The following is a 13,033-nucleotide window of genomic DNA, read 5'->3' on the forward strand; positions in this document are numbered from 1 at the left end:
ACATCCTACGCGACGCGAGCGAACCCGCAAAGCGCCCGTTGAGTACGGGCACTTTGCCGGTTTCCGGCACGAGCAGGCAGATGGTTGCGGAATCAGAAGCGCTCGACGTGGTAGTCGCCGGCGAGCGCGGCCGGGCTGCGCTTGGACATCATGCGCGAGAAGCCATCCGCGAGCCGGCCGAGCGCGAGCTGCTTCTGGCTCGCGTCCCAGTGCGTGTAGGTGTCGTAGGCGGAATCGTCGAACGACACGGTGACGGCAACCGGGCGGCCGCTGGCGCGAAAACCGATATGCAGCACGCCGCCCGGCAACTCCTCGATGTGATAGCGCAACGAGCGCGACTCGAAATAGCGGCCCAGCACCTGGGCGATCGCGCGCTTGTCCGGTGATTGCACGTGAATGTCCATGATGGTCCTCCTTTCAGTGATCGCGCGGCCGGCCGCGTTACGCTGCGCCCGTCCGGCATCCGCATCGGCGCCGGCTGCGACGGCGGATCGCCATGCGGCGGGCCGAGGGGCACGGGCGGATCCACCGGATCGTCGTGCTCGGGCAGCGTCGGGTCGGGATCGAAGTCGGGTGTCGGTTCGGGGCGATGCAGCATGGATGGCGTGTTCATGTCACTCCTGCGCGGCGGCTCGCGCGTGTCGATTGGCGCGGCGACCGTACGCAAGCAGCGTGCCTGCGCATCGTTGCCGACACGCGCGGCGTCATCCGTCCTAAGCTCCAATCATCAGCGACACGGTGCGCCTTTCGGCGGCGAGCTTCACCGCGAGCGCGAACGGATCGCACACCGCGCATCGTGCGACAAGCGTCCCGCTGCGCGCCCGCCCGCCCCGCGTAGACGGTGTGTGGTTCAGCCGGCGGCGCGCGCAGGCCATGTGTCCACTAGTCCGGCCGGCTCAATGGGCCCGGGCCGTGAGCGTCATGCCGCCCCACCCCGCACGGGTACGGCGCTTGCGCTGTTCGTCACGTGTAAGGAGGTTCGATCATGACCGCTCATGCCCCCGGCCGCCGCGATGCCGTGTCCCCGGCTGCCGGCATAGTCTCGCTCGCCACGTCGCGCAAGCCGTCCGATGACAAGACGGAGGAGCGCATCGACGAAGGGCTCGAGGAGACGTTCCCGGCCAGCGATCCGCCCGCCGTTGGCGGTGCGACCCGTATCGACCCTGCGAAGCCGTCCGGCAAACGCGAACGTCGCGCGCCCGACGCCCCACCACCGCCCCGCGATCACGGCTGACGGCGGCACCCCGGCCCGCCCTGCGCGGCAGCGTAGCGCGGGACCGGCACAACCGGAGTGAAGGGATGAACCGCATCGAACGTGCATGGAACGAAGTCAGCGGCGCCGCCGGCGTCGCGGCGCTGGCCGCAATCGAGAGTGCGGTGGTGTTCGCCATCGTCATGATGACGGGGGTCGGCCACTGATCGTGGGTTGCGCGCCGGCCACGGCCACCGCCGTGGAAGATGTACAAGCCGGCTGGCAAATTTCTCCGTGGCCCGGCCGCGCAGGCCGGACGCATGTCGATCGCCCGAGGCACGCGTTGTGCTCCCGATTCGTCTCCCTCATGAAGGAGGCGTTCATGTATCGCGTCAACGAAATCATGTCGCGCGACGTAGTGTGCGTCGCGCCGACCGACACGATTCGCCATGCGGCCCAATTGATGCAGCGCTTCGACATCGGCGTGCTACCGGTCTGCGACCACAACGAGCTCGTCGCCGTCGTGACGGACCGTGACCTCGCGGTGCGCGCGCTGTCGCACGGGCATTCGCCCGACACGCCCGTGAAGGCCGTCGCCTCCGCGCCCGTGCAGTGGTGTGTCGAGGACGACGGTGTCGGCGATGTCCAGCAACGGATGGCCGACCTGCAACTGCACCGGATGCCGGTGCTCGATGCCAAGCACCAGATCGTCGGCATCGTGTCGCTGGGCGACATCGCGACGCGCGCGGGCGGCCCGGCCCGCGACGAGTTGGCGAACACGCTCGAGGACGTGTCCCTGCCGCGCCGCCGCTGAAGCGGCCGGCCCTTCCCTGCGCGGCCGCGAGCTCTGCGCCGCGCCGCTTCGATCAGGAGAAAAGCGATGACAACGGACAGACCGCCGCCCACGCAGGCGCGCATCGTCGGCGACAGCGGCCGTTCGGCCGGCGGGCCGGGGCCGGACGTGATGGCCGCCGGCACGCTGCAGGGCGATCACGTCCTGACGATCGACGGCGACGACATCGGCAAGGTCACGAACATCATGCTCGACGTCCGCTCCGGCCGGATCGCCTACGCGGTCGTGTCGTCGGGCGGCTTTCTCGGGATCGGCGACAAGCTGCTCGCGGTGCCGTGGAACGTGCTGACGCTCGATGCCGAACGCCATTGCTTCGTGCTGCCCGTGTCGACCGAGCGCGTGCGCGAAGCCCCGGGCTTCCAAAAGGACCACTGGCCGACGATGGCCGATCCGGTATGGGCCGAGGCGCTGCACACGTACTACGGTGCGTCGCCCTACTGGCTGATCGAGGAAGGCGAAACGGCGCTCGACGCGCCGCCTTACGAGGCGTCGCCGGGCGGCCCGGAAAGCGACACGCGGCGGCACTGACCGACGCGCGGCGGGATGGCCGCGCGGATCAGTGCGCGGCCGCGATCGAATTCTCGAGCGCGCGCGCGGCGTTCAAGTGCGCCTTCAGCGTCGGCAGCGAGCTTGCCGCGAACGCGCGAAGCTGGCGGTCGCGCCCGCTACGCGCTTCAGCTTCGTAGAGCCTGATCGCCGCCTCGTGCGCGTTCGGCCCGACCAGCGCGATATAACTCTTGTCGAATGCGTGGCCGTTCTTGGTTCGCAGCGCCGTCACCTCCGGATCGACGACCATGCGCGCCTGCACGGGCACGCCCTTTTGCGCGCCGAGGCGGCGCAACTGCGTGGTCATGCGATCGTGATCGTCGATCATCCGCCGCGCGAAGGCCTTCACGTGTGGATTCGACGACCGATCGAGCGCGAGTTCGCTCGCCTGCGATTCCGTCTTGCCGATGATGCCGGCCTTGTCGACGAATTCGGCGTCGATGCCGCTCGGCCGCCGCGTCATGTCCGCCTCGTCGGCCGTCTCGCCGGGACGAACGACGCCCGGCGCGACATGAATGGACGACGCCGGCGGCGCCTGCGCATGCACCGGCGTCAATGCCGGCGGGCCGAGCACCGCGAGCATCGCCGATACCAGCATGCACGCGGTGCCGGCAAGCACAGCGAATCGGTGCGCGTTACTGTCGTTCACTTTCATCCGGACCTCCGGATCCGTCGGCGGATCGGCCTGGCCGAACGCTATGGTCCATCCGTCATGCCTGACGGTGCGCGGACGTGAAGAAATCGGTCCACGCACCTTCCCTCTCTGCACCCTCGATACACTCAGCTGCGCCGCCCGGTGCCGCCCGCCGCGTCGGCGGCCGATACGTCGACGATCACACTGGCCAACGTCGGAACGTCGACCGGCTTGCACAGATACGCGTCGAAGCCCGCGGCCATCACGCGGCTCCGATCCGCCGTGCCCGCATGCGCGGTCACCGCGACGACGGGCAGGCGCCCGCCGCCCTCCGGCAAATGGCGAATGTGGTCGAGCAGCCAGAAGCCGTCGCCGTCCGGCATCGCGAGATCGGACAGCACGACGCTCGGGTGCTGCTGCGCCACCACGTCGAGCGCGTCGTGTCCCGATTGTGCGGTCGACACCTGGGCGCCCAGCGTTTCGAGCGCTGCCGCGAGGCTGGCGCGCGAGGTTGCGTCGTCGTCGACCACCAGCACGCGCCGGCCGTCGAGCGCGACCGCGCTCGACGCCCCGCTCGGCCGCACCGGGTCGCCGGTCGGATCGTCGGCAGCGAGGTCCGCCGGCAGCATGACGGTCACGGTCGTGCCGCGCCCGGCGCCTTCGCTCGCCGCCGCGACCTCGCCGCCGTGCAGCCGCGCGATGTTGCGCACGATCGACAGGCCGAGCCCGAGGCCGCGTTTCGGCAACGCGGCTGCGCCTTCCGGCCGGCTGAACGTATCGAACAGGTGCGGCAGGCGTTCCGCGGAAATGCCCTGTCCCGTATCGGCGACCGACAGCCGCACGCGCGCGCCGGCCGGATTCAGCGACACCTTGATGCGCCCGCCGGGCGGCGTGAACTTGATCGCATTCGACAGCAGGTTCGACAGCAACTGGCGCAGGCGCTCGGCGTCCGCGGCGATCACGCAGTTGGACATCGCGCACTCCGTCGACAGCTCGAGGCCGTTCGCCTCCGCGGTCTCGCCGAGTTCGCGCACGGCCTCCTGCACGATGCGCACGAGGTCGACCGGCGTGCGTTCGAGCCGCACCCGGCCCGTCGCGAGCGATGACGCGTCGAGCAGGTCGCCGACCATCCGCGACAGCGATCGCGCGCTGCGATCGATCGCGTCGATCGCCTGATGCGCGAAGCCCTGCCCCTCGCCGCTGCGCAACACCTCGACCCAGCCGTAGATCACGTTCAACGGCGTGCGCAGTTCGTGCGACACGCTGGCCAGCAGTTCGTCCTTCATCCGGTTCGACTCGTCGGCCTGCACACGCGCATCGCGCGCGCCGCGCAACGTGCGCAGATCGCGCTGCTTAAGGCGACGGCGTTCGCGCGCCTCGCGCAGCGTCATCGACAGGCCGGTGCAATTGCCTTGCGCGTCGACGATCGGCGACGCCGTGAAGGTCGCGGGAAAGCGGCTGCCGTCGCGGCGCAGGCACAGGACGTCGAGCGGGCCGGCCGGCGCGCCCGCGTTCTCGAATGATGCGGGAACGGGATGCAATCGCAGCCAGCGCGGCGCGACCAGCATCGTGACGTCGTGCCCGATCGCCGCCGCCGCGTCGATGCCGAAAAGGCGCCGCGCGGCCGGGTTCCAGCTCGTGATCCGCCGTGCGACATCGACGCCGACGATCGCGTCGGGCGATGCATCGACCACGCGACGCAGCAGCGTGTCGTCGAGCGCGTGCCCCGGGGATACAGGTTCAGGTTCGCGGCGCGGCGGGCGCGCGTCGTCGTCCGCATCCTCGGCGCCGCGCAGCCGGTCGTTGGCGAGCAGCGGCTTGACGGCCGTCACGAGTACGCACTCGACGAAGCTGATCGCGACGAAAGCGCCGGCTTGGGAGAGGAGATCGGGCAGCGGTGCATTGCGCCACCACAAGGCGCCGATCACGGCGAGGCTCGCGGCGCTCGCGGTCACGCCGCCGGCGAACGACGTCAGCCAGGCTGCAGCCGCGACACCGGCGTAGAAAGGCAGCGGCGCGAACGGTTCGTGCATGCCGACGACGTGGATCGCCCACGCCTGCAGCACGGCCGCCACTCCGACGGCCAGCACGACCCATATGCCCTGCCGAAACAGCTCACGGGTAAAGGTCCTCATCGTTTCCCTGCATCGCCCCGGCAATCGTCGCGCGACGGCATGCCGCCTCGGGGGTCGGCATCCGTTACGCGTGCCGGGCGAGCTACTGGGCGCCGCAACAAGCATGCCTAGTTGCGACGTTGCCCGCCCGCCATCGCCGCGTAATGCGGGTGATGCCGGGCTACCCTGGGCGTTCGGCCGTGTGCCGCGTTTGCTTAGCCGAATGCGTGCTTGCAAGCGCCTTTCGAATTTTCATTCCGCAGGTGTAAAAAGGCACCCATGGCGTGCGCGGCTGCCCGACTCCGGCATCGCGATATGGCAATCGCCTATTTCTTCGGGTATCGCACCGGGCATTGGAAATTTCTATGTCGCGGCACCTTTTGGGCCGTTCCGCTGTCGATGATAAATATTGCAACGAGGGAAACGCGCGATGCCGATTTTCAAAACGGCCCGCTGAACGCCTATGGCTGACACCGCAAACCGCCCGAAGCAACGCGCCGATGCACGCCAGTTGTCCGGCCGCTCCACGGCGATGCGCACGCTGCTCGACCGTATCGAGAAAATCGCTCCGACCCGCGCCAGCGTGATGATTGCCGGTGAAAGCGGGGTCGGCAAGGATATCGTCGCGCGGCGGCTGCACGACCTGAGCGCGCGCCGCGACGGGCCGTTCGTGCCCGTCAACTGCGGCGCGATTCCGGCCGACATCGCCGAAGCGCAATTGTTCGGCCACGAGAAAGGCAGTTTCACCGGCGCGATCGCGCAGCGCGAGGGGTTCTTTGAAGCCGCGTGCGGCGGCACGCTGCTCCTCGACGAGATCGCGGAAATGCCCGCGGCGCTGCAGGTGAAGCTGCTGCGCGCGCTCGAATCGAACACGATCGTGCGCGTCGGCGGCACCGAGTCGATTCCGCTCGACGTGCGCATCGTGTCGGCGACCCGCCACAATCCGGCCGATGCCGTGCGAGACGGCCGGCTGCGCGAGGATCTGTTCTACCGGCTCGCCGCGTTCGCGCTGTATGTGCCGCCGCTGCGCCAGCGCAACGGCGACGTCGAGACGATCGCGCATGAGTTCGTCGACGCGCTCAACGAGCGGCACCGCTCGCACAAGCGGCTGACCGATGCTGCGATCGCCGCGCTGCGCGCGTATTCATGGCCCGGCAACGTGCGCGAACTGCACAACACGATCGAGCGCGCGTACATCCTCGCGGACGACGGCATCGACGTCGCGCTGCCGAAGCCGACGATGCTGCCCGACCAGACTTCGGACGGCGCAATGGCGCTGCCGCTCGGCGCGACCCTTCACCACGCGCAGCAGCGCTTCATCGCGGCCACGCTCGACCACTTCGACGGCAACAAGCCGCAAGCGGCGAAAGCGCTCGGCATCAGCCTGAAGACGCTCTACAACCGGCTCGCGCTGATGCGCGACGGCGGGCCCGCCTGAGCGTCGCCGCGCGCGCGGCGCGGCGGCGCGACCCGCGCCACCCGGCGCACGTCACGCGACCTTGAACTGCCCGACCGTCGTCGCGAGCGCGTTCGCCTGTGTCTGCAGCGCGGTCGCGGCCGCGGTCGACTGTTCGACGAGCGCCGCGTTCTGCTGCACCATTTCGTCGAGCTGCGTGACCGCGCGGTTCACTTCCTGGATGCCGCGCGTCTGCTCGTTCGCCGCGTGCGTGATCTCGGAGATGATGGTCGTCACGTTGGTGACGTTCGACACGATCTCGCGCATCGTGTCGCCGGCCTGGCGCACCTGGCCCGACCCGGCCGACACGCTCGCCACCGTCGACTCGACCAGCACCTTCACCTCGCGCGCGGCTTGCGCGCTGCGTTGCGCGAGGCTGCGCACTTCCTGCGCGACGACCGCGAAACCGCGGCCCTGCTCGCCGGCCCGCGCGGCTTCCACGGCCGCGTTCAGCGCGAGGATGTTGGTCTGGAACGCGATGCCGTCGATCACGCCGATGATGTCGCCGATCCGGCCCGACGCTTCCTCGATCTTCCCCATCGTCGCCACCACGTCCGACACGACCACGCCGCCGTGCGACGCGATCCGCGATGCCGCGGCCGCGCGTTCGTCGGCCTGGCCGGCCGCCGCCGCCGACTGGCCGACCGTCGCGGTGATCTCTTCCATCGACGCGGCCGTTTCCTCGAGGCTCGCCGCCGCCGATTCGGTGCGCGACGACAGGTCCTGGTTGCCCGCCGCGATTTCGTTCGCGGCCGTGCGCACCGACTCGCTCGCATCGCGGATCTGCCGCATCACGTCGTTCAGCTTGTCGACGAAGCTGTTGAACGAGCGCGCGATATCGGCCACCTCGTCGCGGCCTTCGGCCGGCAGGCGCTGCGTCAGGTCGCCCGTGCCCGAGCCGATCGACGCCATCGCCTGACGCACCTGCGACAGGCGGCGGAACGCGGTCGTGGTGATCGCGCCGATGATCAGCGACGCGACGCCGACGATCACGACCAGCGTGATCAGCGACGCGGTCAGCAGCGAGCGCATCCCGGCCGTCGCTTCCGATTTGTCGAGCAGCACCAGCGCATACCAGTCGGTGCCCGGCACGGCCCGCGCGCGCACCAGCTTCGCGTCGCCGCCGACGTGCACTTCGACCGGCGTGGTAGCCGCGGCCAGCGACGCGGCGCTCATGCCGCCCAGGTCGGGCGACACGTCGGCGACCGGCTTCAGCGTGAGCTTCGCGTCGGGATGCGCGACGACGTGGCCGCTGCTGTCGATCAACATGCCGAAGCTGGCGGGCGTCGGGTGGATCGACTTCACGTTCGCGATCACGCTGTCCATCGCGACGTCGGCCGCGACGACGCCCTTGAGCGCACCGTCGCGCAGGATCGGCACCGCGAACGTGACGACCAGGTTGCCGGTGCCCGCGTCGACGTACGGCGGCGTGACGACCGGCTTGCCGGCCAGCGCGGCCTGCTTGTACCACGGGCGGCCGGTCGGATCGTAGTCGGGCGGAATGCCGGTCGGGTCGGAGAAATGGAACACCTTGTCGGCGTAGCCCGCGTACACGTTCGTGAACCCGCCGGCCGCGGCCATCTGCTTGAACACCGGCAGCGGATCCGGCGACAGCGCAGCGTCCTGCAACGACGCGATCATCCGGCTCTTGGTCGCGACCCAGTCGCCGATGCCGACCACATGGCCGCTGGCGACGGATGTCAGGTTGCGATCGATCGCGTCTTCGTTGTACGAGTGCGCGATGAAATAGTTGATCAGCGTGGTGGCGACGAGCGCGAAGACGACGATGGCCACGCACGCGGCAAGAATACGGGTCCGGATGGACGAAAACATGGCAACGACTCGGTAAGGGAGCGGGAACGCCCGGTGGACGGATTCACCGAGTAAACGGCATCCGCGCCACTTACTTGAGGCCGTTGTGGCAATTCAATGAAACGTATGAAGAAAGGCGCTGCCGGCGCGTAAGCGCGTTGTCGGCACGCGGGCGGTGGTCTGCGCTGCGAAACGGCGCGTGCACCGGGCGAAGGCCGGCCGCGGCCCGTGCAGCACTAGTGACGTTGATCGCGGCGAGCGTCCGTCACAGACGGCGACCGGCCCTCGTGTCCGGCTCCTTGTGCTGCGTACCGGAGGAGGTGTCGCGCTCGCGCTCGAGCTCGTCCTGTCTGCGCATCCGTTCGCGCAGGTGACGAATCGCGAACACGTGGATGTAGTCGTGCACGCGGGCATCGGACGACAGCGCACGCACTTCGTCGTCGAGCATCGTTCGCAACTGGTCGTCGCCGATCGCGCGCTGTTCGGCGACGGCTTTCAAGGCTTCAAGCATGTTGTCCTGTTGTGACATCGACGGGCTCCTGACGGTCGAGGAACGAAAGGAAAAAGACACTACTGGAAGATTAAAGACTGGACGGCCGCCCGGCGTACCATGCGCCGAAGCGTGTTTGCGCACGATCAACGGCACCTTGCGTGCCGCCGCGCCGATCGGTTGCCGGATCGGCCCGCGCGCGGGATTCGCGGTGCGCATGGCCCGCGAACGACTGGAAGGATTGCCACGCCACCCCGAGGCGCGGGACCGCGCGTTCGCGCAAACGATGAACCGTCGCGCGACGCCGATGCAGTGAGCAACTTAGACCAGTCGAAATCGTGCGTCAAGCGACGCCCGCCGGCCGCCATTCGCCTGTTTTTATGCACCGCATCGCCGAGCCGCGGGTGGCACGCCCGGCCGGCGGATCGTGCCGAGGCGGCCGAACGCCGGTCCCGTTTGTCAGCGGATTCCGATACGCCGCACGCAATGTCTGACAACGACTTCAGCGCGCGCCGATTGGCAGCGCGGTATCGGTGACGGATACTGATGTCATGAACGATATGTTCATACCCGGTCATCGCTCAGCCGGCCGTTGAGCCGGCATGCGGGGTCCGGCGCAGGAGACCAATCATGGGACATCGCAACTTCCCGGCCCGGGACGGACGGCGGCGCACGCCGTCCGCGCCCACCGCGCCGGCTCGTATCCAGCCGCCCGACGATCTCGACGCATTGCTCGCGCTGGCGCGCGAAGCAGGTTTGCTCGTGATGCTCGACGGGCAAATCGGCCGCGAAAAATACCAGAGCGTCGCGGGGTCGGTGCTCGCGCTGCAGCGGTTCGCCGCTGCCTTGCGCGCGCGGTCCGGCGCCCAGGCCGACGCCGACGCACCGGTCGTCGCGGGGCCGCGCCGCAAGGCACGGCCCGGCTGGCCGCCGTTGCGCAATTGCGCACGGGGCGGACGAGGACATCGGCATGGCGTGCGCCGCGGCGCCTGCGTATGCCGGATGAGCAGCCGCGGGCACGACCAGCGAACGCCGCGCTACGTATGAGCGCGTGAACGCAGCAGGCGCGGCACGGGGCCGCAGCGCTGGCTGCGGCGACTGCGACACCCATCGGCCGCGAGCGCAGCGCGCCGCGCTTGCCGTCATTCGCACCGATCCGCCGTCGCGCGATCGTGTGCCACCACGCGCCCTTCCAGCCGGCGACATCGACGAAGACAATACCTGCGAGGAAAGTAGTCTGCACGGGGCCAGGAAGCGGACGGGGTGAGAGACACCCCGTCCGTCGTTCCAAGGCAGCCGTCGGCTGCCTACCCTCGTGCCGGAGAGTTCTTGATCGGCTCGCGCGCCACGCGATGCGTGGTACGGCTCCTGAAATCGGTTGATCGCAACGACCTCGGACATGCGTGCGTTCGCGCGACTCGGCTTCGGACTCGACGCGTCGAATCGCAAAGTCACGGACGGACGACAGCCGGTCCGCCACGCCGGACGTGGCGTCACTGTCTCACGCGACGCGCACGACGTTTCTGATGCAGGTCAACGAAAACCCGCTTCGCCTCTCTCCCCTTGTGATTTTCAGGCCTCGCCACGCACGAGCAGCACCGGCACCTGCGCGAGATGCGCGACCCGGCGCGCGACGCTGCCGATCAGCCAGGCGGCGATGCCGCGCCGGCCGTGCGTGCCGACCACCAGCAGTTCCGCGTGCCAGTGCACCGCGTCGCGCATCAGCGCATGGGCGACGTCGTCGCTGGTCGGACGGGTTTCGACGATGCCGCGTTTGGTCGGGTTCCCCGCGGCATGGAACAGCGGGCCGATCCGGGCCAGCGCATCCTCGCCTTCCGCGCGATATGCGTCCTCGAGCGCGCGCACCGGCACGAGATCCGTCAGACGCACCGCGCGATCGACGACATAGGCTGCGTACAGCAGCGTCGTCGGCGCCGCGAAGCCGAGCCCGACGCGCACCGCGTGCAGCGACGGCTCGCTGCCGTCGACCGCGAACATCAGGCGCTGCAGCGGCCCGTCCGCCGGACGCGCGTAGCCGGCCGGCACGATCAGCAGCGCGCAGCGTGCGCGCGCGGCCAGCGTGTCGGACATCGCGCCTTCGATAAGCCGCAGCAGCCCGTGGTGCGGATTCGCGCCGACCACGACCACGTCGGCTTGCCACGCCGACGTGTCGTTCGCGAGTGCATCGGCCACCGTACCGCCCGTGACCGACGTATCGAGGATCACCTGCTCGACGGCCACGCCGCTGCCGGCGAACAGCGCGGCGGTGCGTTCGAGCGTCGCCTGCGCTTCGTGCGTCATCTCGTCGCGCGCCGATGTCAGCAGCGCGTCGACGCGCGGGATGTCGGGCAGCACGAGGCGCGGATTGTCGATCGCGCAGACGATGCGCACCTGCATACCGGGACGCAGCAGCGTTCGCGTATAGCGCGCGGCGGACAGCGACTCGGGCGTCGGATCGACGGCCAGCGCGATCCGCGCGAGCGGCGGGATGGGTGGGGTGGTTTGCATGGCGAAGGCCTCTGTGGACGCGTCGTCGCGGACGACGACCGGAGCTTCGCGCGGCAGCGGCACGCGGCGGGCGGACGGCCGGCGCGGGCGCGGGGATCGGTGGATGGCCACGCTGGATGGCCTCGCGAAGCGCGGACAAGCGATTCAGACAGGATATGACGTCCGGCCGGCGCGCGCATGATCACGATCAATGCGCGTGCAGGGCCGAGATGCGCCGCGTGCGCATGTTCGGCGCACGGCGCGGCGACTTTTCGCCGGTTCGCTTACGGGATCAGAGGTTTCGCGCCAATCGATGTTCGCGCGAACGAGAAGCGCGAAACCCGTGGCGGAATCGGAACGTGCGCGGCACTGCGCGCACGATTCACTTCGACAACGTCGCCCGCACCGTATATTCGCCCTCGAGCGGCGCGGCGTGAGCCGGCCGCACGAAATACCGCGACGCATCCGCATCGGCCGGCATCGGTTCGACCGGATAACCGTGCTTCTCCCATGCATCGAGCCCGCCCTTCAGCGCCCTGATGTTGTGGAGCATTTTCTTGCGCTGCATCTTCGCGATCAGACGCTTCGCGGTCGCCTCGTTCGGGCACACGCAATACACGACGATCGGCCGCTTCAGCAGCTCCGGATCGAGCAGGTCCGGCGAATCGAGATCGACCGGCACCGCACCGGCGATCCGGTACGGCTCCCGTTCACGAATCGCGCGCGGCCGAGCATCGAAGATCAGCGGCGGTTCGTTCGACGTCATCATCTCGACGAGCTGCGGCGGCGAGATGCGCAACTGCGCGAGGTAGCGGCGGAATTGCATGCGGCGCACCCAGCGGTACAGCACGAACGTGATGAAGATCGCGAGAAACGCGTCGAGGATCGTGCCGCCGCTCGCGCGCACCCACAGCACGAACTGGACGATCTGGTCATGCACGGCCGCGCCGCCGATGAGCCAGAACGCGGCCCACAACGACGCGCCGGCCAGATCCCAGAACAGGAACACGCCGACGCCGATCGCGGTCGTGCCAAGCAGCGGCGCCGACACGAGGCCAAGGCCCGGCAGGAATTTGGAGATGACGAGGAGCGGCGCGCCGTATCTTTCGAATACATTACGCGCGAAGCGCAGCGTCGTGTCGAGCGACAGCGAGAAGCGCACGAGGCCGTTCAGCAAGCGCCGCCCGCGCGTGCGGCCCATGAAGAACCAGAGCGAATCGGCAAGCATCGTCGCACCGATCGCCGCCGCGAACATGCTCGTCCAGGACGCCTGCCCCATCGCCGCCATCGTACCGCCGAGAATCAGCATCGGCACGGCCGGCACCGGCACGCCGAGCTGCGTGATCAGTACGCTCGCGAACACGGCCCACGGGCCGAGCGACGACGGAATTGCAATGGGAAAGTGCCACACGGCGGCGCTCCTGGAAGACATGCGGACCGTGCGACGGA

12 protein-coding genes and 1 pseudogene are annotated in these 13,033 nt (G+C 69.1%); 6 read left to right on the forward strand and 7 right to left on the reverse strand.

What is annotated here, in order from left to right:
- Positions 1–92 precede the first annotated feature (92 nt).
- Positions 93–404 carry a hypothetical protein gene (locus tag SB786_RS21350; RefSeq protein ID WP_006750981.1) on the reverse strand — a complete coding sequence of 104 codons (312 nt, stop codon included), beginning with the start codon at positions 402–404 and terminating at the stop codon, positions 93–95.
- Between the two features lie 581 nt (positions 405–985).
- Between SB786_RS21350 and SB786_RS21355 the strand changes: the two genes are divergently transcribed.
- The 3 genes from SB786_RS21355 to SB786_RS21365 all read left to right on the forward strand — a co-directional run bounded on the left by SB786_RS21355 (position 986) and on the right by SB786_RS21365 (position 2,573).
- A complete protein-coding gene (locus tag SB786_RS21355) occupies positions 986–1,234 on the forward strand; it encodes a hypothetical protein (protein WP_410729221.1) in 249 nt (82 codons plus the stop codon).
- 340 nt (positions 1,235–1,574) lie between these two features.
- Entirely contained in the window at positions 1,575–2,006 is a 432-nt protein-coding gene (locus SB786_RS21360) for a CBS domain-containing protein (RefSeq protein WP_410729222.1), read from the forward strand.
- 66 nt (positions 2,007–2,072) lie between these two features.
- A complete protein-coding gene (locus tag SB786_RS21365) occupies positions 2,073–2,573 on the forward strand; it encodes a PRC-barrel domain-containing protein (RefSeq protein WP_410729223.1) in 501 nt (166 codons plus the stop codon).
- 28 nt (positions 2,574–2,601) lie between these two features.
- Here SB786_RS21365 and SB786_RS21370 read toward each other — a convergent pair whose 3' ends face one another.
- Together SB786_RS21370 and SB786_RS21375 are read right to left on the reverse strand one after the other, a co-directional pair.
- Complete coding sequence (locus SB786_RS21370; protein ID WP_410729224.1) at positions 2,602–3,246, reverse strand: DUF4142 domain-containing protein; 645 nt, start codon at positions 3,244–3,246, stop codon at positions 2,602–2,604.
- A gap of 125 nt (positions 3,247–3,371) precedes the next feature.
- A complete protein-coding gene (locus SB786_RS21375) occupies positions 3,372–5,360 on the reverse strand; it encodes an ATP-binding protein (RefSeq protein WP_410729225.1) in 1,989 nt (662 codons plus the stop codon).
- Positions 5,361–5,738: 378 nt separating this feature from the next.
- Between SB786_RS21375 and SB786_RS21380 the strand changes: the two are divergent.
- Positions 5,739–6,777 (forward strand): annotated as a pseudogene (locus SB786_RS21380) (sigma-54 interaction domain-containing protein).
- A gap of 51 nt (positions 6,778–6,828) precedes the next feature.
- On the opposite strand, the gene SB786_RS21385 reads toward SB786_RS21380, so the two are convergent.
- A complete protein-coding gene (locus SB786_RS21385) occupies positions 6,829–8,628 on the reverse strand; it encodes a methyl-accepting chemotaxis protein (RefSeq protein ID WP_410729226.1) in 1,800 nt (599 codons plus the stop codon).
- 244 nt (positions 8,629–8,872) lie between these two features.
- Positions 8,873–9,136 (reverse strand): DUF3562 domain-containing protein, encoded by a 264-nt coding sequence (locus tag SB786_RS21390; protein ID WP_410729227.1) that lies wholly within the window; start codon positions 9,134–9,136, stop codon positions 8,873–8,875.
- 97 nt (positions 9,137–9,233) lie between these two features.
- Between SB786_RS21390 and SB786_RS21395 the strand changes: the two genes are divergently transcribed.
- Together SB786_RS21395 and SB786_RS21400 are read left to right on the forward strand one after the other, a co-directional pair.
- Positions 9,234–9,413, forward strand: a complete 180-nt coding sequence (locus tag SB786_RS21395; RefSeq protein ID WP_410729228.1) for a hypothetical protein — start codon at positions 9,234–9,236, stop codon at positions 9,411–9,413.
- A gap of 314 nt (positions 9,414–9,727) precedes the next feature.
- Complete coding sequence (locus tag SB786_RS21400) at positions 9,728–10,144, forward strand: hypothetical protein (RefSeq protein WP_410729229.1); 417 nt, start codon at positions 9,728–9,730, stop codon at positions 10,142–10,144.
- Between the two features lie 525 nt (positions 10,145–10,669).
- On the opposite strand, the gene SB786_RS21405 is transcribed toward SB786_RS21400, so the two are convergent.
- Positions 10,670–11,605, reverse strand: a complete 936-nt coding sequence (locus SB786_RS21405) for a universal stress protein (protein ID WP_410729230.1) — start codon at positions 11,603–11,605, stop codon at positions 10,670–10,672.
- A 361-nt stretch (positions 11,606–11,966) separates the two neighbouring features.
- Positions 11,967–12,995: a DedA family protein/thiosulfate sulfurtransferase GlpE gene (locus SB786_RS21410; RefSeq protein ID WP_410729231.1), complete on the reverse strand. Its 1,029-nt coding sequence runs from the start codon at positions 12,993–12,995 to the stop codon at positions 11,967–11,969.
- Positions 12,996–13,033 lie beyond the last annotated feature (38 nt).

Origin of the sequence: Burkholderia sp. SIMBA_062 (assembly GCF_046534765.1) — a bacterium.
GTDB lineage: Bacteria > Pseudomonadota > Gammaproteobacteria > Burkholderiales > Burkholderiaceae > Burkholderia > Burkholderia ambifaria.

Excerpts from the sequence above, each read along its gene's own strand:
- SB786_RS21350 (WP_006750981.1), bottom strand. The coding sequence starts at position 404 with ATGGACATTCACGTGCAATCACCGGACAAGCGCGCGATCGCCCAGGTG.
- SB786_RS21385 (WP_410729226.1), bottom strand. The coding sequence starts at position 8,628 with ATGTTTTCGTCCATCCGGACCCGTATTCTTGCCGCGTGCGTGGCCATC.
- SB786_RS21360 (WP_410729222.1), top strand. The coding sequence starts at position 1,575 with ATGTATCGCGTCAACGAAATCATGTCGCGCGACGTAGTGTGCGTCGCG.
- SB786_RS21390 (WP_410729227.1), bottom strand. The coding sequence starts at position 9,136 with ATGTCACAACAGGACAACATGCTTGAAGCCTTGAAAGCCGTCGCCGAA.
- SB786_RS21375 (WP_410729225.1), bottom strand. The coding sequence starts at position 5,360 with ATGAGGACCTTTACCCGTGAGCTGTTTCGGCAGGGCATATGGGTCGTG.
- SB786_RS21365 (WP_410729223.1), top strand. The coding sequence starts at position 2,073 with ATGACAACGGACAGACCGCCGCCCACGCAGGCGCGCATCGTCGGCGAC.
- SB786_RS21405 (WP_410729230.1), bottom strand. The coding sequence starts at position 11,605 with ATGCAAACCACCCCACCCATCCCGCCGCTCGCGCGGATCGCGCTGGCC.
- SB786_RS21355 (WP_410729221.1), top strand. The coding sequence starts at position 986 with ATGACCGCTCATGCCCCCGGCCGCCGCGATGCCGTGTCCCCGGCTGCC.
- SB786_RS21400 (WP_410729229.1), top strand. The coding sequence starts at position 9,728 with ATGGGACATCGCAACTTCCCGGCCCGGGACGGACGGCGGCGCACGCCG.
- SB786_RS21370 (WP_410729224.1), bottom strand. The coding sequence starts at position 3,246 with ATGAAAGTGAACGACAGTAACGCGCACCGATTCGCTGTGCTTGCCGGC.